General features: G+C 47.0%; 20 protein-coding genes. 4 read left to right on the top strand and 16 right to left on the bottom strand.

Features of this window, described 5'->3' with window-relative positions; translation table 11 throughout:
• Positions 1-10 precede the first annotated feature (10 nt).
• From H7R76_RS03545 to H7R76_RS03495, 11 genes are all read right to left on the bottom strand, one after another.
• Positions 11-607 carry a ubiquitin family protein gene (locus H7R76_RS03545; RefSeq protein ID WP_182966979.1) on the bottom strand — a complete coding sequence of 199 codons (597 nt, stop codon included), beginning with the start codon at positions 605-607 and terminating at the stop codon, positions 11-13.
• A complete protein-coding gene (locus H7R76_RS03540; RefSeq protein ID WP_080917015.1) occupies positions 604-798 on the bottom strand; it encodes a hypothetical protein in 195 nt (64 codons plus the stop codon). The genes H7R76_RS03545 and H7R76_RS03540 overlap by 4 nt, the downstream gene beginning before the upstream one ends.
• Positions 795-1,109, bottom strand: coding sequence for a ubiquinol-cytochrome C reductase (locus H7R76_RS03535; RefSeq protein WP_137910544.1), 315 nt, complete (start codon positions 1,107-1,109; stop codon positions 795-797). The genes H7R76_RS03540 and H7R76_RS03535 overlap by 4 nt, the downstream gene beginning before the upstream one ends.
• Positions 1,106-1,285, bottom strand: coding sequence for a hypothetical protein (locus H7R76_RS03530; protein ID WP_182966977.1), 180 nt, complete (start codon positions 1,283-1,285; stop codon positions 1,106-1,108). Before H7R76_RS03530 ends, H7R76_RS03535 begins: the two co-directional genes overlap by 4 nt.
• Positions 1,278-1,991, bottom strand: a complete 714-nt coding sequence (locus tag H7R76_RS24815) for a host cell division inhibitor Icd-like protein (RefSeq protein ID WP_227673942.1) — start codon at positions 1,989-1,991, stop codon at positions 1,278-1,280. Before H7R76_RS24815 ends, H7R76_RS03530 begins: the two co-directional genes overlap by 8 nt.
• A complete protein-coding gene (locus H7R76_RS03520) occupies positions 1,988-2,161 on the bottom strand; it encodes a DUF4222 domain-containing protein (RefSeq protein WP_080901415.1) in 174 nt (57 codons plus the stop codon). Before H7R76_RS03520 ends, H7R76_RS24815 begins: the two co-directional genes overlap by 4 nt.
• Positions 2,154-2,963 (bottom strand): antA/AntB antirepressor family protein, encoded by an 810-nt coding sequence (locus tag H7R76_RS03515; RefSeq protein WP_182966975.1) that lies wholly within the window; start codon positions 2,961-2,963, stop codon positions 2,154-2,156. The genes H7R76_RS03520 and H7R76_RS03515 overlap by 8 nt, the downstream gene beginning before the upstream one ends.
• A 13-nt stretch (positions 2,964-2,976) precedes the next feature.
• The gene (locus H7R76_RS03510) at positions 2,977-3,165 is read right to left on the bottom strand and encodes a hypothetical protein (RefSeq protein ID WP_117250707.1); all 189 of its coding nucleotides are present in this window, start codon (positions 3,163-3,165) and stop codon (positions 2,977-2,979) included.
• Positions 3,165-3,383 carry a helix-turn-helix transcriptional regulator gene (locus tag H7R76_RS03505; RefSeq protein ID WP_060568610.1) on the bottom strand — a complete coding sequence of 73 codons (219 nt, stop codon included), beginning with the start codon at positions 3,381-3,383 and terminating at the stop codon, positions 3,165-3,167. Before H7R76_RS03505 ends, H7R76_RS03510 begins: the two co-directional genes overlap by 1 nt.
• 115 nt (positions 3,384-3,498) lie before the next feature.
• Positions 3,499-4,143 (bottom strand): hypothetical protein, encoded by a 645-nt coding sequence (locus tag H7R76_RS03500; protein WP_182966973.1) that lies wholly within the window; start codon positions 4,141-4,143, stop codon positions 3,499-3,501.
• Positions 4,144-4,256: 113 nt separating this feature from the next.
• Positions 4,257-5,576 (bottom strand): tyrosine-type recombinase/integrase, encoded by a 1,320-nt coding sequence (locus H7R76_RS03495; protein ID WP_182966971.1) that lies wholly within the window; start codon positions 5,574-5,576, stop codon positions 4,257-4,259.
• Between the two features lie 116 nt (positions 5,577-5,692).
• On the opposite strand from H7R76_RS03495, the gene H7R76_RS03490 reads away from it, so the two are divergent.
• From H7R76_RS03490 to H7R76_RS03475, 4 genes are read left to right on the top strand one after another with little or no spacing between them, the layout of a single operon-like run.
• Positions 5,693-8,032, top strand: coding sequence for a type I restriction endonuclease subunit R (locus tag H7R76_RS03490; RefSeq protein ID WP_227673941.1), 2,340 nt, complete (start codon positions 5,693-5,695; stop codon positions 8,030-8,032).
• 35 nt (positions 8,033-8,067) lie between these two features.
• Positions 8,068-9,915, top strand: coding sequence for a hypothetical protein (locus H7R76_RS03485; protein ID WP_182289208.1), 1,848 nt, complete (start codon positions 8,068-8,070; stop codon positions 9,913-9,915).
• A gap of 31 nt (positions 9,916-9,946) precedes the next feature.
• Positions 9,947-10,702 (top strand): PDDEXK-like family protein, encoded by a 756-nt coding sequence (locus H7R76_RS03480; RefSeq protein WP_182289209.1) that lies wholly within the window; start codon positions 9,947-9,949, stop codon positions 10,700-10,702.
• Between the two features lie 15 nt (positions 10,703-10,717).
• Positions 10,718-11,356 carry a hypothetical protein gene (locus H7R76_RS03475; protein ID WP_182289210.1) on the top strand — a complete coding sequence of 213 codons (639 nt, stop codon included), beginning with the start codon at positions 10,718-10,720 and terminating at the stop codon, positions 11,354-11,356.
• 333 nt (positions 11,357-11,689) lie between these two features.
• Here the strand turns inward: H7R76_RS03475 and H7R76_RS03470 are convergent, their stop codons facing one another.
• From H7R76_RS03470 to H7R76_RS03450, 5 genes are all read right to left on the bottom strand, one after another.
• The gene (locus tag H7R76_RS03470; RefSeq protein WP_181561953.1) at positions 11,690-12,388 is read right to left on the bottom strand and encodes an inovirus Gp2 family protein; all 699 of its coding nucleotides are present in this window, start codon (positions 12,386-12,388) and stop codon (positions 11,690-11,692) included.
• A gap of 248 nt (positions 12,389-12,636) precedes the next feature.
• The gene (locus H7R76_RS03465) at positions 12,637-14,151 is read right to left on the bottom strand and encodes a YfjI family protein (RefSeq protein ID WP_182289211.1); all 1,515 of its coding nucleotides are present in this window, start codon (positions 14,149-14,151) and stop codon (positions 12,637-12,639) included.
• A gap of 64 nt (positions 14,152-14,215) precedes the next feature.
• Positions 14,216-14,452: a helix-turn-helix transcriptional regulator gene (locus tag H7R76_RS03460; RefSeq protein WP_181561951.1), complete on the bottom strand. Its 237-nt coding sequence runs from the start codon at positions 14,450-14,452 to the stop codon at positions 14,216-14,218.
• Positions 14,453-14,560: 108 nt separating this feature from the next.
• The gene (locus H7R76_RS03455; protein WP_181561950.1) at positions 14,561-15,574 is read right to left on the bottom strand and encodes a hypothetical protein; all 1,014 of its coding nucleotides are present in this window, start codon (positions 15,572-15,574) and stop codon (positions 14,561-14,563) included.
• 290 nt (positions 15,575-15,864) lie between these two features.
• Entirely contained in the window at positions 15,865-16,896 is a 1,032-nt protein-coding gene (locus H7R76_RS03450) for an IS630-like element ISEc33 family transposase (protein ID WP_003033020.1), read from the bottom strand.
• Between the last annotated feature and the right edge of the window lie 36 nt (positions 16,897-16,932).

Raw genomic sequence — 16,932 nt, 5'->3', positions numbered from 1 at the left:
GTTACCTCCCTCAGTGCGCCGCTGGCATTTCAGGCAAGCCGTTTTCATTCAGGTCAGCAATGAATCCATCATGCAGCTCTGCCAGCGTTTCACGTCCGAACGGGGTCAGCTCGCCGCGCTCCGTATCGAGCATGGCCTGATAAAACACAATGGCTTTTTCCGTACCCTGTTCGACGCCGTATCGCTCAATCATTGCGCCCTCGATGTTATTCGCCATCGCCAGACGTTCCGCGAACGGGTAAACCACAATCCCCGCCGTGCCATTGGAGTAAATCGCCACCTGCGATGATGTGCCGTCAGGTTCAGTAACCGTGATGGTGCCGTTCTCGCGCTTCATCTCAGAAATGAACGTGGCAGCAATCAGCCAGCGCCACATAGTGACGTTATGATGCGCGGTGAAGTCGAACCAGCCACGCGCCCCGCCATCAGCAACGGCAAAATGTATGGCGTATCCGATATCTGGCTTGTCGTCGTACTCTCCGGCGTCAAGGCCGTTCACGGCGCTCTCGTAGCTGATAAGAGCAAACTGCTCATATCCCCCGGCATCATTGCGGGTCATGATATTGACGCCGTTCGGTGTGGCCTCTGCGCGGTGTAATATGTTCATGCTGATAACTTCTGTTGTTTGTCACGCTGCTGAATAGCGGTGACTGCTCCCATACTCCATCCGTTGCCATGCGCTTCGTCTCTCATACACTGAACGGCAATATCGGGCATCTCGGCCTCTCCGTACCATATGACCGGGATCGGCGCTCCTGAACCATCAAAACAGGTTGCGGTAATTCGGAACTGTTTCATTTGCCCGCGCTCCCTTTGTTTTTTTTCTCGCCGTCTAATCTCAAAAACGCTGCGTTTTGCGCTGTATCATCCAGCGCCCGCGCCACCTCGCCAACCGTACCCAGCATTGCGCCTAATCTGTACATATCAGCTTTAGCGCTTTCCTCCGGGTAGTCATCGCTATCAGCCGCCCAGAACATGAGGCTACCAATGGCACTGACGCCCAGCATTAAATTACTCACGGCATCACTGGCGCGGCTCTCAATTCCTTTCAGATCATCAGGTGTACAACCATCAAAGTTGCCGGACACTAAATCGTTATACAGGCTCATGCTGCCACCTCACGAATGCGGGTAATCTGGATGTGGGAAAGGCGTTCATATCTGGCCTGATTTAGCGCCTCAGCTTTGGCGCTGATCGCGCTGCGGGCGTCAACGATATAAACGAACTCGACTAATTCGCCGCTCCGGGCGGTGGCGCATCCTGCAACACGGAAGTAATTAAGCATGTGCGCCCCCTGTGCGAATACGTCCGGCGAAAAAGCAAACGTGATCCCGCGCCAGAATGCGGCGGGCTTCCTGCTCAGTCTCTGCGGCGATATGGTGAATTTTGGCGGTAATTGTCGGCATATCGCGGCGAACTGCTGCGATTAACCATATAAATTGTGGATTTTGGGTAGGGGTAGTAGCCATTATGGCAGCCTCCTTTGTGTTTAAGGAGTCACCGCCTGACGTGCAAATGTCATGATTGGCGGTGACGTTAGCAGGGTTTGCACTACCGGACACAAAGGAAACCGGCCTACGCGAACGTAGCCCCACTAACGCCACCATTGATTCATTACGGGCAAGGCCGCTGATTAGGTGTGCATAGTGATTGGACACAAAAAAAGACGCTTTCGGCGTCTGTGTCGCCCTGTGTGTGTTCGGGGTGCAAATCCCGGTCGCTGATTTTGCAGCAACGTGAGGACTATAGCACTGATTTTCCTGCTGGTGGTCTGACCTGTAGGCGCTGCCCTTTTTTATGGACTCCAGAAACTCACCTTCGCGCGTGCGCGTACTGGTCGCTAAAGTCGATGTGGCAAAACCCGCCACGGTAGTATCCCGTTTCACTACATAAGAAAAAGATGGAAATTTATTATACATAACTGAGCTATTACAGCTTATATCTACTGACAGGCCAGCCAGTGATAGGGGCTTTCTCTGGACGGAAATCATTGTTCCACCTCCGCGAACTCCTTCATGAATCGCTCAATAGGCTGTACGCACGGGTGCTGATATCCGTCGCGGTAGAACGTCACGCGGTTATGCTCGACGCGCTCAACGGTCACTACAGCCCCGTGCGAATCCTTGTAACGGCTTCCCGGCTGGGGGTTTTGGTTACGCATGGCTTACCCCCATACGCTTCGCCAGCCAGCGCTGAGACAGTCGTATTAATTCAGCTTTGCGCTGGTCGTAGTCCTGCCCCAGCTCAATTAGCGTGATATTGGTGCTTTCCAGATAGGAGAGGTGTTCAAGCTGTGCGGCGTTCATGCTGTCCCGTGGTTCGCCAGCAATGCCGTTGGTCTGCGCCCACTGCTTCGCCGTCATGCCACCCAGCACGATACGGGCGATCATGTTGCTCTCGTTGCTGTAGTGGCGCTGCTGTGTCTGTTTGCCCTGTTCTGCGCGGGCGCTTTCAAGTGCTGCGCACATCGGCTTAAACAGGTTGGCGGCACTGATACGGGCTTTTAGCTGGCGGCGATACTGAGCGGCAATCTCCGGGGCGCTGCGCTGTAGTGCCTCTTCACACTGAATGAAGTAACGTCGAACGGCGCGGCCCTGCTCGTTGCGTTCAACCATTGCCACTTCTTTAGCCATATCCAGCGATAGCAGGTAATCATGCTCTATTTGCTGGCGAGTTTTTGCGCTCCCCGAAACGGGTGAGCGCAAATTTTCAACGGTGATGTAATCCACACCAGCGGCAAAACCATACTGACTAATGCGCCCTTTAATCCAAGTGGTGAAGTCTCGCCCCACCCCCAGCGCCTTGCGCAAGGCTCTGGCGCTCACAATATTGGCTTCACGCCCGCCAATCTGCCCGGTAATGACCGGGACAATAGCGGCGAAGTCGTTGCCGTTAATTACTCCCGTGTTAACGTTGGATTGTGGGGCGGCCTCCGAATTGAATCGGCTTTTTTCGATAGTCATATTTTCGGCTCCGTTATGCGGCGGTGAAGCTGTCCGGGTATAGGTTCATAATGTCGGAAATTTCAGGCTGAGAAAGCCCCTGATAGCCACCAGCGTCGGCGTTATGGTTCACTTGTGTGGTGGGCGCTGGTGGCGTAACATCAGATCCGCGAATATCTATGTTGTTAGCCGCCTGCTGTCCGGGGCGGTTTTCTTTTTTCATCAGGCCACCTTTCCCCGACGCTCTGCCAGCCAGTTGTTAATCTCTACCGCATCAAAGGCGGTAATCTTCTCGCCCAGCTTTACCGGGCGCGGTAGTGAGCCGCTGCGAACTTTGCGATCAATGGTTGAAACGCTAACGCCCAGCAATTCAGCAAGGCGGAAGCGTCGGATATAACCAGATTGGGGGATTGTGTGAGTTGCTGCGTTTTGTGTTGCCATGTGTCCCATAACTCCGTTTTGCGTCGTTATGGGCATTTTCTCGCCGTACTGCCTGTAATTTAAACAGTTAAAAAGGGGTAAATATTCAAAACGGATAAAAACCCCTTTTTATTCATTATTGGGCTGATCTCTTCGGTGCTATCCCTGCGTTATTGAGCCATTTCTTTATTGCTGCGACGCTCGGCGCGTCTGTGTATTTCTTCTCTAACTGGTGTTTTACGGTTGTTGCCACGACGTTCACGGAAGCGTATTCCATTTGCTCCCATTTAGATTTAGCTATGTCGCAAGCCTCTGCTTTGTGTCTGTTGGCGGGCCGTCCTCCACGCGCTCCAAGAGTGGCTGGAGAATTATTAATTATGGCAGCAAGATCCCCTGACGAGTAAGAGAAAAAGCGATACGCAGCGGCTGCGGATTCTAAATCCCCATAACTAGCCATAGAAACGATAATACAGGCCATCCGGCGGCAATATGGTTCCTCGGCGCGGTGTTTAAAACACAAAATATCAGCAAATCGCTTTAGGATATCAACAATGCCTGCATGAGGCCCATCGTAGGAGTAAAACAAATCATCTACAGAAAAAGACTCCCCACAGCTTAATTTGGCGGCATCGGCAACAATTTCGCTAACCAGTGCGCGGTGCTTTTTGTCTGCTTCCATTGCGTAATGAAAGGAATTTATCGAGGAATACTTATCTTCTTGAATGCTTTTTATTCTGGATTTTGTGTATTTTTCAAATACACCCCCACAACTTTGAATCATCACGCCACCTTTCACGCTGCCTTGAAGAGTGACCGGAACAGGCGGTAAGGCTTCCCGCTTTTCGCCCCGTCGGGCTAGTTCCGGTCTGTTCGTTGATTCTTTACATATCTTGGTTATTTCGCCTTTCTCAGCGGTGTAACGTTGTATTCTTCGCCGCGCTCCAGTGCCACCAGCAAGCCCGCCCACTGTGTTAACGCGGCCCGGCGTTCATCAAAATACTGGTGACGGTTATAGATACCCTCCACGCCTTTAATTTTGTGGTTAAGGCATCTTTCTGCGACTACAGGATCAACGCCCAGCGCGGCTAAATGGGTGCGGGCCGTGCGCCGGAAGTCGTGAATAGTGAAGTTCGGCACGTCCGGCATTTCAGCGCGAACCTTCGCCAGCGCAACGGGCAGGGTGCTTTCCTGAATATGGGGGATCATGCGGTTTTGCATCTTTCTGGCTGGCAGTACCCATGCGCTATTGCATGAGAACGTTTTAAGCTCTCTCAGCCATTCGACGGCTGGCGGTGCTAATGGGATGTCTATAGCGTCGCCGTTTTTGCTGCGTTCCTCTGGCAAGCGCCAGACGGCTTGATCAAGGTCGAACTCCTCCCAGCGGGCGGCGCATAACTCCATTTTTCGGACGCATAACGCTAACAGTAATTTGAACGTGATTTCATTCTGGCGACTGAAACCCTTAGCCGTGCGCATGGCTTTGAATAGCTGGATTAACTCATCGCGGGTTAGCCAGCGGTCGCGGCTAACCTCCTTCCCTCCAGCGTCTGCCACCTCAAAGGCTGAACAGGGGTTAATCTCCAGCGCGTGCCGTTTGATTCCGTAGTCGAATATGCGGCGCGTCCATCTCAGCACGTCCGTTGCTATGGTCGGCGCTCCACGGTCAACAATACCTTTCAGCATGTCGTCGATATGGCGCGGCTTCACGTCCTCTACCTTCATGCTGCCAATGCAGGGGTTTATATCTTTGTCGATACGGCGGCGGAGTATATCGGGGTGCTTCCAGCGCGGCAGGATCTGGCGCTCAAAGTATTCAGCGGCAAGCTCTGAAACGCGCATGGCATTTTTTTCGGCTTCAATCTTCGCCAGCGCTTCGGATTTCCGCTCCTGCTTCTCCCCGGCAACGTCATAACCCAGCGCAACGCGAGCCGATAGCTCTTTAGCGGTCTCTCTGGCCTTTGATAGCGATAGCTCGGCATAAGAGCCAATTAGCATGGCGCGGGACTTCCCTGCGAGTTTATAGCGGAATCTCCATGTGGGGGTTTTGTCGGCTTCACGGTAACGTAGGTATAAACCGTTACCGTCTGCCCGCCCCTCGAATCGCTCTCCGCTCTTAATCCATGCGCGGATCTGCATGTCTGTTAGTTTTGGCATTTTGCGAATATCCAAACTTTGAATAGGGGGTGTACCCAAAGCAATGTACACAAACCTCATTGGGTACACCTTTGTGTACACCATAATCATGCGCTTTGTTGCGTCTTTATGATAGCCGATGATAACAAAAAAGCCCGCTGGATTGCGGGCTTGGTGTGATTTATGCGTCGTCCTGAATGTTGCTAATAGCTTACTCGATATTCTGGACCGATGAAAAGAATAACCCGCTAAAAGCGCTGGAGAAATTCACCGACGCATTTCTGAAAGTGTGTCACATCGCCAAAATGATCACCCACTACACGGTGCTGAACGAAACCCGTAAGTGCCTGATGGTGATGCGGCCCTATCAGTTTTACGCCTGTGAGGCGATGATCCACCATGTGAAGGACAATCTCCACAAGCAGGAACGGCCGGAGAACGGCTATATCTGGCACACCACCGGCTCCGGTAAAACGCTGACCTCGTTCAAAGCCAGTCAGGTGATCATGGAAATGCCAGAAGTGGATCGGGTCATTTTTGTGGTCGATCGCCGGGATCTGGATTATCAGACGGCGAAAGAGTTCAACGGCTTTGCGAAAGACAGCGTGGATACCACCAACAACACCAGCACGCTGATAAAACATCTCAAGCAAAGCAGCACCAAACTGACGTTGACCACCATTCAGAAGCTGAATAACGCCATCACCCATGAAGGGTATAAAGCGCAGCTCGCACACCTGCGCAAAGAGCGCATCGTCTTTATCTTCGATGAATGCCACCGCAGCCAGTTCGGTGACACGCATAAAGCGATCGTGAACTTCTTCGAGAATGCTCAGCTGTTTGGTTTTACCGGGACACCAATCTTTGCCGATAACGTCAATATCACCAATGGTGTCAAACAGACCACCGAACTGTTGTTTGATAAATGCCTGCATAAATACGTTATTGTCGACGCCATCCGGGATGAAAACGTTCTGCGCTTTGCCGTGGAGTATGTCGGCACTTACAAGCGCAAAGAGAGCAGCAATGAGATCGATATTGATGTGGAAGATATCGACACTAAAGAGGTGATGGAAAGCGACATCCGGTTGGGCAAAGTGACCGACTACATCCTTGCCCACCATAACGCCAAGACACGCAATCGCGAGTTCACCGCGATGTTCTGCGTCGGGTCAGTCGATATGCTGATCGCCTACTACAAACTCTTTAAAGAGAAGCAGGCCGCACTACAGGCGGCGGATGCCAACTACAAGCCGTTAAAGATTGCCACTATCTTCACTTATGCCGCCAACGAAGCGGACAAAAGTGATAAAGAGGCGGTAAATGGCCTGCTGGATGAAGAAGATATCAGCCTGCCGCAGGGAGCGAAAGTTGACACCTCAAGTCGCGATCATCTAGATAGCTTTATCGAGGATTATAACGAGCTGTATGGCACCAGCTACTCGGCCAATGACTCAAAGAGCTTTTACAATTACTACAAAAATATCGCCCAGCGCACCAAAGAGAAAGGCATCGATATTCTGCTGGTGGTGAATATGTTCCTCACCGGTTTCGACAGCCCGGCACTGAACACGCTCTACGTCGATAAAAACCTGCGTTTCCACGGTCTGGTGCAAGCGTTTTCCCGTACCAACCGCATTCTCAACGAGAAGAAAAGCCACGGGAATATCGTCTGCTTCCGTAATCTGAAGAAAGCGACCGACGATGCTATTGCCCTTTTCTCGAACAAAGATGCCTCTTCTGTGGTGCTGGTCAAACCCTTTGACGAGTACTTCGGAGATTATCAGGACGCCGTCGATCGCTTGTTAACGCTGACGCCAACGGTGGAAAGCGTGGACGATTTACCGGATGAAGAGGCTCAACTGGCGTTTGTAACGGCGTTCCGTGATGTAATGCGTCTGAAAAATATCCTCGAAAGCTTTGCCGATTTTGACGATGCGGCAAAACCGCTCTCGGACCAGACGCTGGCAGATTTCACCAGTAAGTACCTCGATATTCACGACAAGGTGAAAAAGCACTCCAGCAAAGAGAAAGTCTCGATTCTTGAAGACGTGGATTTTGAAGTCTCGCTGATTCATCGCGACGACATTAACGTCGGCTACATTCTGCGTCTGCTGGCGGGCATTCAGGCGATGCCACCAAAAGAGCAGCAGGAGCAGAAGAAAAAGATCATGGATATTGTCGACAGCGACGTTACTCTGCGCAGTAAACGTGAGCTTATTGATAACTTTATCGAAAAAAGCCTGCTGCATGCCTCGCATGACGAAGATATCACTCAGGTGTTTGAAGCTTATGTCAAACAGGAAAAAGGTAAGGCGCTGGCAGCCTTGTGTAGCGAAGAGCGACTCGATTCGATCAAACTGACCGGCTTACTGGATAACTACCTCTTTACCGACGTGATGCCGCGAGAGGATGAAGTGGCAGAAACGCTAACCTGGACGCCGAAGATTCTGGAACGCAAGAACGTGCGGGCACGTGTCTACGACCGTGTGCGTGATGTGATTGAAACGTTTATCAATGGGATGCGCGGGTTTTAATAGATTTTAGTGACGAATATGGCCGAGGTATTTTCATGAGTGAGATAGATATCCAGGGTGATGACGCGTTGGTTCAACTGCTGTTGAACGCAGACAAAGGCGATATAGATCTGCTGATCGATTATGTCACTAACACCGGGAAGTTTGGTTTTTCCATGTCAGACAACGTGAAGGCTGTATTACAGGATGCCAAACACCAGGATATACCTGATGAAGAAACTCTGCGCCTGCTTGTACGGGAGTTACAGCATTTCGGTGGTAATACGTTCGTGAATCTGTTTCGTCGCAACGGCGTTAGCTATAGCGAAATTGTAGATGACGTTGCCAGCCATCTGAAGATGAAGGTCCAGGCCGCTGCATCGGTAGAAGAAAAAGAAGCGCTGATTATTGACTGTGTCTTTACCTCATCATGGAAAAAAATGTCGGATGATGAGCGCCGCCAGATTCTGCGTGGTATGGGCATTAGCGCCTCTGTCAGTCTGGACATCCCCGTCTGGCAGAAAGCGGCATTAGTTGCCAATGGCCTTGCTCAAACGACAGCAGGCAAAGTGCTACCTTTAATTGCAGGGCTTGGCATCGGGCGTGTGTTGGGTGTATTAACAGGGCCAGTTGGCCTGGCTATTACCGGCTTGTATACGGCCTATGATATCTCAAACCCCGCGTTTCGAGTGACATTGCCTTGCGTGGTGCAAATTGCCTGGATTCGCTTAAAAAACTCCCGCCAGTTCCGGCTTGCCACCCGGCCATCACCCGCCACGATGCCTGCTCTCATATACGATCAACGCTGGGGTTTTGGGCATGATATTCACCAACCTGCGCTTACGGTTGCTACAATTCCACCTTCGGAAAGTATCAACACCGGTGCGATGCAGGAGCAGGATATTACCGGTATTTCACGGCTGAGCCCGCTGTTGCAAACATTACCCTCTCTGGCGGCCTCTACACATATTGCCAGCCATCAATATATGGAGGTCATTATTAATGGTCCTCTGGCGAGTGTAAAAGATGGCCCAGGTTTCCGAGGCTTCAGCTTGGGAGAAAAAGGGATTAAAGAACATGCCGTTCTGCTGAATCCTGACAAACTCAGTCAGCTTGTTAACGCCGGTATGTTGTTGAATGTTGCTTCTGCCGTGCTAGCGCAAAAGCACCTGGCTGATATCAGCAAGAAATTGACGGAAATTGTTGAGGCGGTACGTGAAGTTTCTGCATTCCAGAATAACGCGCGCAAGTCAGAGATCATTGGGGCCATACAGTATTTGCAGCAAATTACTCCCGTGGTTATTGAGGAGCAATGTTCGCCAGCAATACGCCAAAAACTGGAGGATATTGAAGTCCAGTTCTCCGCCCTGCAGGCACACTTATTGACTGATATTACTGCTGCTGGTGACAAAGTGTCAGCACTTAAAGACCGTGGGCTCTTTGGCAGTTCGGAAATTACGAATAAGATCCAGACCCACCAAAAGATCCTTGATGAGCGAATCCATGAATGGGACCTGGCGATGAAGGTTCGTGCGCAAGCGTTGCATCTTCTGACTCATGCCGAAGGTAACACAACACTCGTCAGGCACCGCCAACAAACCATTGTTCATAACTATCAGGAGTTCGGAAGCGTTGTTGACAAAGTTGAGCGTCAGCTTCACCAGCGGATACAAGGCATCAGCGCATTGACAGAACAGAGCAATACCACCAATGCCAATAAAGTATTACTGCGGAAATGGACGAAAACGACATTAATGCATCAAAAGATGGCTATTGAAGAGGCCCATTCGTCGTTCGGGAAATTCCAACAAGGATTGTTGGCTGAGCAGCCGCAATCTGCGCGATTACTGGTAGAAATGCAGGACGGGAAACCGGTGAAGTGTTTTGAATTGCCGCTAGTATGAACAATTCGTCTTTTTTTTGAGTGGGCATCGAATGGAATATGACAATTCTTCACTGGTTGAGTTGCTACCGGAATTTTTTCACCAATGGCCAAAAAACCTGGAGTGGGCCAGAGAAAAAGATAAAAAAACAAATATTGATGCATCTCAGCTAACTGAATTCTTCAGCCTTCTCTCTGAACCACTGAAAGTTGTTCAGCATCGCTCTTTATCTTTTGATCCCTGGGAAGTAGCAGGCCTTGGGCGTAAAGAGGTTCGCAATACTGCAGTCCTTTCATGGCTTCTTGATCCCGAGGGAACCCATGGTTTCGGTAGACTACCTTTACAGGCTTTCTTGCGGGCAATACGACACAGCAGGAATGATATCCCTGAAGATTATCTTCACTACTGCCGGGTACAAGTTGAAACGAATCCTACTGGCGAAAATAGCAATCGTGTTGATATAGAAATCGATGCGGATAACTTTTTTCTGCTTATCGAGGTGAAAATTGATGCCTATGAGCAGCCGGAACAAGTTGCCCGATACTGTTCTGATGCCAAATTACGCGCAATGTCACGTCCCTGGGCCGTTATCTTTTTAACGCCTCGTGGCGGAAAACCGCTGACCTGTGGCTTAGATTTCAAACCAGAGTATGTTCCCTGTATTTCCTGGCGACATCTCGCCTCAGCTTTAGAGTCTTCGTTGCAACCGCATTACAAAGAATTCATTTCTGCCAATGAAAACTCTCCTTCACGCCAAATGGCTGCCCATGCCGCATTTTGCTTTCTTAATCGAGTTCGTACATTTTAATTTAAGGGATTAGACATGAATCCACACAGCGATGCAGAACGTCAGGCCGGTATACTGATTCTTTCGCAACTAAAGATGTTTAACGAAGCTGTTGTTTATTTTGAACAGCATTTAAGCCCTGCCTTCTGGAAAAGCTTTGATCAGTGTGTTGAACGATTTATGAAAGACAACAACTGGGTAGGTAAAGCAAATTATGAACATCAGGACTATTGCTGGCTAGCCCATCCAGCCTGGGTCATTGAAGGCGTTAACTGTAAATATTGGTTTGAAAACAGTTCGACAGTTACTGATGGAAATGATTATATTTTAGCCGTTCTGACTGGTACAGGAACCGAGCAGGGGCAGTTTGGTTTTGAGTTTAAATTGAATGCAGGATTTTTTGGTGGGGCCAGAAAGCTTACGAGCTATACCAGTACTATTCAACAGCAATACCGTGAGCAACTTAGGGAGTTAGGGCTATTGGATAAGGGGAAAGGTAACTATTTTCTTCCTGTTATCATTAATCCAAAATTACTTACTGATTGCTGGAAGGAGTATGGTGAATTTCCAGTGGAACATGAAGTATTTTCTCCACTGAGAACTGCACTAGAGACGTTATTGCAATCAACCAAAGTTCTGAATGCTATTTTTTCGTCCGAAACGCAGATTATTTAAATAATGATTATCGTTGATTCAGATTGGCCTCTCCTATAAGAAAGGCCATACATGTAAAAAAGATTATTTCAAACTGGCTACAGTCAACATCTCGTGTGCCATCAATGACACTTTTGTATCATAATCGATCGGTTAATTGCAGGTGTCGTTGACTACATCATACCAGTAACTCTTAGACCCAAAATGTATGTGCTGCTTCTTGGGAACTGCTACAGCTGCTACATGTAGCAGGTTGTAGCAGGGTACCGAGACACTGTATCGAATTTTTTACCTAGAAATGTATCAATTATGTTAATTGACTGGGTGAGGTATTTATCCTCACCCAGAGTGCTATTAGCAGGCTAATCCGCCTAAGCGTGGATACTGGCTTGTGCCAAAGTTGCGGTAACCGCAGTGGACATCCTTAGTCCTGGTTTTCGCCAGATACGCCAGTCGAATCAGGAAATCCCAGTAGATTTGGGTGCGATTCAAGGCATCAGCTCTGCTAAACCAGTACTCAGGGTTAAAGGGAAATTCAGTTAACGTTGGGTAATCTTGGTGAGAAAGCCCTACAGCACTGCACCAAGCTTTCTGTATACGTGTTGCCATGTTATCAGCATCGAGGTTCTGGTAATTACCCAAATACCCATAAACATCCCTATTGAACAACAACATCAGGTGGTAATGGAGGTGTACGCTTGTATCCCGTTCTCTGCACCACCCATAAGATGGTAACGATGGTATTCCCGGTCTCTTGGACCGGTTATGATCCGCACGTAGCTGGCTTTTCAGTGAGTCGAAGAAGCGAGTGATTGCCTGCGCATCATCGCGTTGGAAGCATATTGGTAGATCTGGCTCTCCCGGTACATGAGACTGGGCGAATCTCAGGTCAGTACGAATAGCCAGTATCCGGTTATATTGATCCAGTGTGCCGTATACCATGCCAAGCAGTGAGTTGAGAATATTGAGGTCAATATGTGAATTATATATTTTGGAGGCTTTCATCACCAGCATGGTATTTTCTTCACTGGTAAGAGAATATTGTGATTTCATAATAATCCTTCATTTTGTAAATATTGATTTTTGGATAATGGGTAGCCTTCACGCTACCCATGTGATATTGGATATAACTCCTATAGGGGGATGTACAGGTATAAGAGTAAATCACTGACGAAGGTATATTACATATACCAGTTAAAACCCATAGGTTACTCTCCTCAATAATTTAAACCGAAGCCTCAGTGTTACTAGCCTTAAGAACAAAAAATATTAACCAGAAAAAATTAATTACTCTGAAGTTATTAAAATCGTGGTAATTTATTAAAAGCAACTGACCCAGATGAAAGTGTCGGTATATTTAATGCATTTGCAAGATTTTCAGGCTTCATTTCTGAACCTATAAACTTCACGTAATCAACGCCACCCTCCTTGAATAACTGAACCTTCCCCTCACTTTCAAGCTTATTTAAAACAGATATCAGGCGCTCGATATTCCTAAGACAATTTGGACCATCTCTACGAATACTATGCCTCCTGAAATCGTAAGATTGATTACTGATAACATGTTCCTCGAGCCAAAATAGCAATATTTCAGAATCACTAGGCTTTCTGGTAGAGTCTATTTTTACAATTAAATGATTAAGGCACCACTCAGTTATTTTAAAGGCTGACGCTAATGTCTCCTTAGTAATTATTGGTAAATCAGGTGTAATAAACATTTGCATTACTGCTGCAATTCTTGAAGCATGCTCCATAAATCGGGCACCAAAATCATCGTAATGGTGCAGCTCCTCTCCTAGTTTCATTAGTTCCCGAATTCGTTGACTTTGTGTATCCCATAACGTTTTCGCCTCTTCAGATAAAGTAATACAGATTCTTTCTTCATTTTTCCCTCTACGTCTCATTCCATCTTGCAGATGCTTAGTGAGAATAGAGAAAAATTCTTCAAGCTCTGGCTCATCAGACCATGAACAGGCATCATCAGGGATGTTGCATAGTTCAGGTATTTGTTCCATGTCAATTGGTAATAAACGAGCTAACCATCCTGAGTCTTTTGCAATTTTGCCCTGTTTTCCAAGATAGTAATCAAACAAACCAGGTTGCATCATTAGCAACATGCTTAGCCGTGCATCCTCAACATCGTAGCTGTCGCGTGAAGCCCTGCTGTCTGCTATTTTCCCTTCTCCCCAAAGAGAGTTGAGTACTGGTGTATTACGGAAAAGATTACCGTCGAATAACCCTCCGGCCTCATCAGACCCGAGCATCAACGACGGAGAGCCCTGCGCTAATACCTTTCTAAGCCCCTCACTTGTTGAATCGTTTTTAGTAAGAAACTTTCTTGTCGGGGCAACCGGTTTTCTTGCATGGCATTCCTCCAGTGCTTCAAGCGTTTCAGTTACACCGTTCTTCTGACGAATAGCTTTACTGTATTGTTTTTTATACTCTTTTAATTCTACTTCCCAGGATGCGAATTTCTGCTCATAAACTTTCTCCTTTAACAGGAAATCATCTTTCAGTTCTTTTTCCAGACGATAGATTTCCTCCATCAACAACCTGAAGACGGTTGATTTCCTGCTACCTGATCTTGCTAAAAATAGGAGGTAAAGCGATGTAAAGGTTTTCCCATTTTTAAGCTGAACATCAAATTTATCCTGACAGGCATACGCCATTACACCAAGCAACACTATTAAAATAAGCTCAGCTGCGGCGCCTGTTTTATAATGTATATAGCGTATCAATCGTTGTGCAAAAGTGGGGAGCGTCAGAAACTCCAAGCAAAGTTCTCTATTCTGCTTACTCTTAGTTCTTTTAAACATGCATGGTATCTACCCTCTATTTTTGGCAAAAAAAATAAATGATGAATTAGGATGTGTATAGCCACTACTTTTCATTTATCCAGTAGAGTAGATCACTAAGCAACCAACCACACGACTTAGCCCCAAGCATTTTACGTTGGGGGAACAGGCCTGAGCGTTCGAGCTTCCAAGCAGTTGAACGTGATACAGAAGTAATATATTGACGTTCTTTCTCTCTAACGAGTCGGTCACAAGGCTCACCGTAATCTTTCAAGACCTGTAGCCGCTGTTGAGATGTGGGTTTGATAAATACTGTATCCATTTTGACTCCTTCGTTTTGGCAGAAGAAGAATGACCTATGGATGAGCTTAAAAAAAGCGGCATACCACTTGCTAAGGCTTAGCAAGTGCTTAGCAAGTGGTGGTGGTGATTATTTTTTATTTAATTTCAGCCAGTTACATACATCTTCGCAAGTAAAGTTAACATCAAAATTGTAAGTATTTGACTGTGCTATTTCTGTTAGCACTTCAGTTACAGCAGAAGGATTTCTCAAAAATTTTTTATCTTTAAAATGCTCACGCAGTAGGATATAGATCATCTCACTGTCTCTTGTTTTTTCTCGAAACTGTACATTACGTTCGACTGGTGGATTATCCATCCACACTTTCACCGTTGATGGGTTTATCGGAATACCTTTTTTTTGAAAAAACCAAGCAACTTTACCTGGAGGGACCTTCCCATTTCGAGAAAAAATCTCATTGATTAGAATGTATAATGCAAACCTACTATTCGGTGGGTAGTAAGATACTATTACATCTTCATATTCCTCAGGAAAATTAATACTACTATCAACATTTTTAATAGTAGATTCAGATATCAAATCATTATAAAATGACTCAATCGCTTCTCTTTCAATATAAAGATTTTTTATTTCCGATGTTAAAGACTTACGGAAAACCAAATAGTCATAATCAGTATTATGAAAAGGAGAAACAAAAACAACTCCAGCTTTGTTTTTCAAATCATTATATTTTTCTTTATCAGACAATACATACTGTTCACGGCTAAAATGCGTAGTCTTTGTCGGTTTTATATGCCAATAACCATACGCCATTCCATCATATCTGTACTCGTTATATCCTTTAAAGAAGCGAATAGACCACTCATGTTTAAATTTCCATTGAAAGTGTTTTTCTAAGTTCTGTTCAGGTGTAAACGATAAATATTCATGAAGCGGGTTACTTTCGTGCTGAAATAAGTCCATTCCATTACGGACATCATATTCAAAATCATCCTTATTTTCGCGACAATGCCTTAACGTACATGGTTCACCATCAAAATGAATAAAAATATAAAACTTTCCTTTTATCCACTCGCTAATAATAAACTCAATATCTAGACCAAACTTATCAACAACTTCGGATAAAGAATAGAAGAACTTCATTATCAACTCCCATCACATAATACTTTAATTCATTTGTATTTTTTAATGCATTGCTATCATTGTAATTGATAACTAATTAGTACAATACTAAAAAACCTAACTTACATGGGAGTTTTTTACATATCACTTTTAACAAACTACAAATTGATAATGAGATATACTGAAAAAGTAATCCGAGCAGGCTCAATAAATATTGATAAATTGTTAAATTTTTTTCTAATCGAATATGCTGTAGTTGAAAGCCTTATAACACATTCAGCAACCTTGCTAAATAGCTGCGCCTAATACCGCTACACTTTTGCCTGACCATGTTTTCCTCCGGGGAATGGGCTGGCGGTTTCCATAAAATGGCGGACCTTTTTCAGTAACTGCCACATTGAGCGGCACTGATGATTACGGGTTATCGTGTCATGAAGTGCCTGCCATAGCCGTTCCACATGATTCACCCACGGCGAGTAAACCGGCTGGTAAATTACCCTGAACTTGGGATTTGCTTTCAACCAGCGCTGTGTTTCGCGGCTTTTATGGATAATGTAGTTATCAACGATCAGCGTGATTGTTTTCGCCCGCCGGTAAGTGGCTTTCAGGTGCTTCAGCAGAGCGATAAACAGCGCTGAACTTTTGCTGTTGCCGCCCACGTAGCTGACTTTACCCGTGCCACTGTGCAGTGCGCCGGCCAGATAGTATTTTTCGTTCTGCCCCGGCGTCACTACCCGTTTCTGCTGTCCGCGCAACTGCCAGTCCGCACCGATTTTAGGATTAAGGTGAATATCCACTTCATCTTCATAAAATACCGGATGCTCTGCGTTGCATTCATCCAGCGCTTTGTGGATTACCGCCATCTTTTCATCTTTATGTGGGTCACGGATGCGCAGAGTTGGCGCGGCCCTGCGCCATACAAGCCCCGCAGATGGCAACCAGCGGCGAACGGTTCCTGCATGTAACTGGCAACCGGTTATCTCATTGATTTTTATTGCCAGTAATTCGGTGCTCCAGCGTGAACGTTGATAACCAAAATCGCCGGGAGAATGCTTTATCAGCTCACGTAACAGGGTGCAGATATGTTCAAAAGGCCAGCGTCGGGAGCGCCCTGCGGGTAAGGATTTCAGGCCTTCAATACCTGAGTGCGTAAACCAGTTAATCCAGCGACCAACGGATGAACGGGCACAACAGAGAGTTCTGGCAACATCGCTGACCCGTTCACCCCGATGAAGCATCAGCATGGCCGTGAGTCTGCGGGCATGATTTTTATCGCGCGTTTTATGAATAGCTTTCTGCATCAGGCGTCGTTCGCCACGGGGTATTGGTGCTATGATCGGCATCGCTCAGTCCGGTTGGTGGTTTTGGTTGGTTTGGCG

The sequence above is a fragment of the Klebsiella sp. WP8-S18-ESBL-06 genome, assembly GCF_014169755.1.
Lineage (GTDB): Bacteria > Pseudomonadota > Gammaproteobacteria > Enterobacterales > Enterobacteriaceae > Kluyvera > Kluyvera ascorbata_B.
The sequence above is the reverse complement of the archived record's forward strand: the minus strand, read 5'-3'. Positions and strand labels throughout refer to the sequence as shown.

What these genes read in the sequence shown, in the direction of transcription:
- H7R76_RS03510 (WP_117250707.1), bottom strand. Translation starts at nt 3,165, where the DNA reads ATGAAAAAAGAAAACCGCCCCGGACAGCAGGCGGCTAACAACATAGAT.
- H7R76_RS03540 (WP_080917015.1), bottom strand. Translation starts at nt 798, where the DNA reads ATGAAACAGTTCCGAATTACCGCAACCTGTTTTGATGGTTCAGGAGCG.
- H7R76_RS03490 (WP_227673941.1), top strand. Translation starts at nt 5,693, where the DNA reads ATGTTGCTAATAGCTTACTCGATATTCTGGACCGATGAAAAGAATAAC.
- H7R76_RS03450 (WP_003033020.1), bottom strand. Translation starts at nt 16,896, where the DNA reads ATGCCGATCATAGCACCAATACCCCGTGGCGAACGACGCCTGATGCAG.
- H7R76_RS03470 (WP_181561953.1), bottom strand. Translation starts at nt 12,388, where the DNA reads ATGAAATCACAATATTCTCTTACCAGTGAAGAAAATACCATGCTGGTG.
- H7R76_RS03485 (WP_182289208.1), top strand. Translation starts at nt 8,068, where the DNA reads ATGAGTGAGATAGATATCCAGGGTGATGACGCGTTGGTTCAACTGCTG.
- H7R76_RS03500 (WP_182966973.1), bottom strand. Translation starts at nt 4,143, where the DNA reads ATGATTCAAAGTTGTGGGGGTGTATTTGAAAAATACACAAAATCCAGA.
- H7R76_RS24815 (WP_227673942.1), bottom strand. Translation starts at nt 1,991, where the DNA reads ATGATTTCCGTCCAGAGAAAGCCCCTATCACTGGCTGGCCTGTCAGTA.
- H7R76_RS03495 (WP_182966971.1), bottom strand. Translation starts at nt 5,576, where the DNA reads ATGAGGTTTGTGTACATTGCTTTGGGTACACCCCCTATTCAAAGTTTG.
- H7R76_RS03530 (WP_182966977.1), bottom strand. Translation starts at nt 1,285, where the DNA reads ATGCTTAATTACTTCCGTGTTGCAGGATGCGCCACCGCCCGGAGCGGC.
- H7R76_RS03460 (WP_181561951.1), bottom strand. Translation starts at nt 14,452, where the DNA reads ATGGATACAGTATTTATCAAACCCACATCTCAACAGCGGCTACAGGTC.
- H7R76_RS03515 (WP_182966975.1), bottom strand. Translation starts at nt 2,963, where the DNA reads ATGACTATCGAAAAAAGCCGATTCAATTCGGAGGCCGCCCCACAATCC.
- H7R76_RS03455 (WP_181561950.1), bottom strand. Translation starts at nt 15,574, where the DNA reads ATGAAGTTCTTCTATTCTTTATCCGAAGTTGTTGATAAGTTTGGTCTA.
- H7R76_RS03545 (WP_182966979.1), bottom strand. Translation starts at nt 607, where the DNA reads ATGAACATATTACACCGCGCAGAGGCCACACCGAACGGCGTCAATATC.
- H7R76_RS03535 (WP_137910544.1), bottom strand. Translation starts at nt 1,109, where the DNA reads ATGAGCCTGTATAACGATTTAGTGTCCGGCAACTTTGATGGTTGTACA.
- H7R76_RS03505 (WP_060568610.1), bottom strand. Translation starts at nt 3,383, where the DNA reads ATGGCAACACAAAACGCAGCAACTCACACAATCCCCCAATCTGGTTAT.
- H7R76_RS03465 (WP_182289211.1), bottom strand. Translation starts at nt 14,151, where the DNA reads ATGTTTAAAAGAACTAAGAGTAAGCAGAATAGAGAACTTTGCTTGGAG.
- H7R76_RS03520 (WP_080901415.1), bottom strand. Translation starts at nt 2,161, where the DNA reads ATGCGTAACCAAAACCCCCAGCCGGGAAGCCGTTACAAGGATTCGCAC.
- H7R76_RS03480 (WP_182289209.1), top strand. Translation starts at nt 9,947, where the DNA reads ATGGAATATGACAATTCTTCACTGGTTGAGTTGCTACCGGAATTTTTT.
- H7R76_RS03475 (WP_182289210.1), top strand. Translation starts at nt 10,718, where the DNA reads ATGAATCCACACAGCGATGCAGAACGTCAGGCCGGTATACTGATTCTT.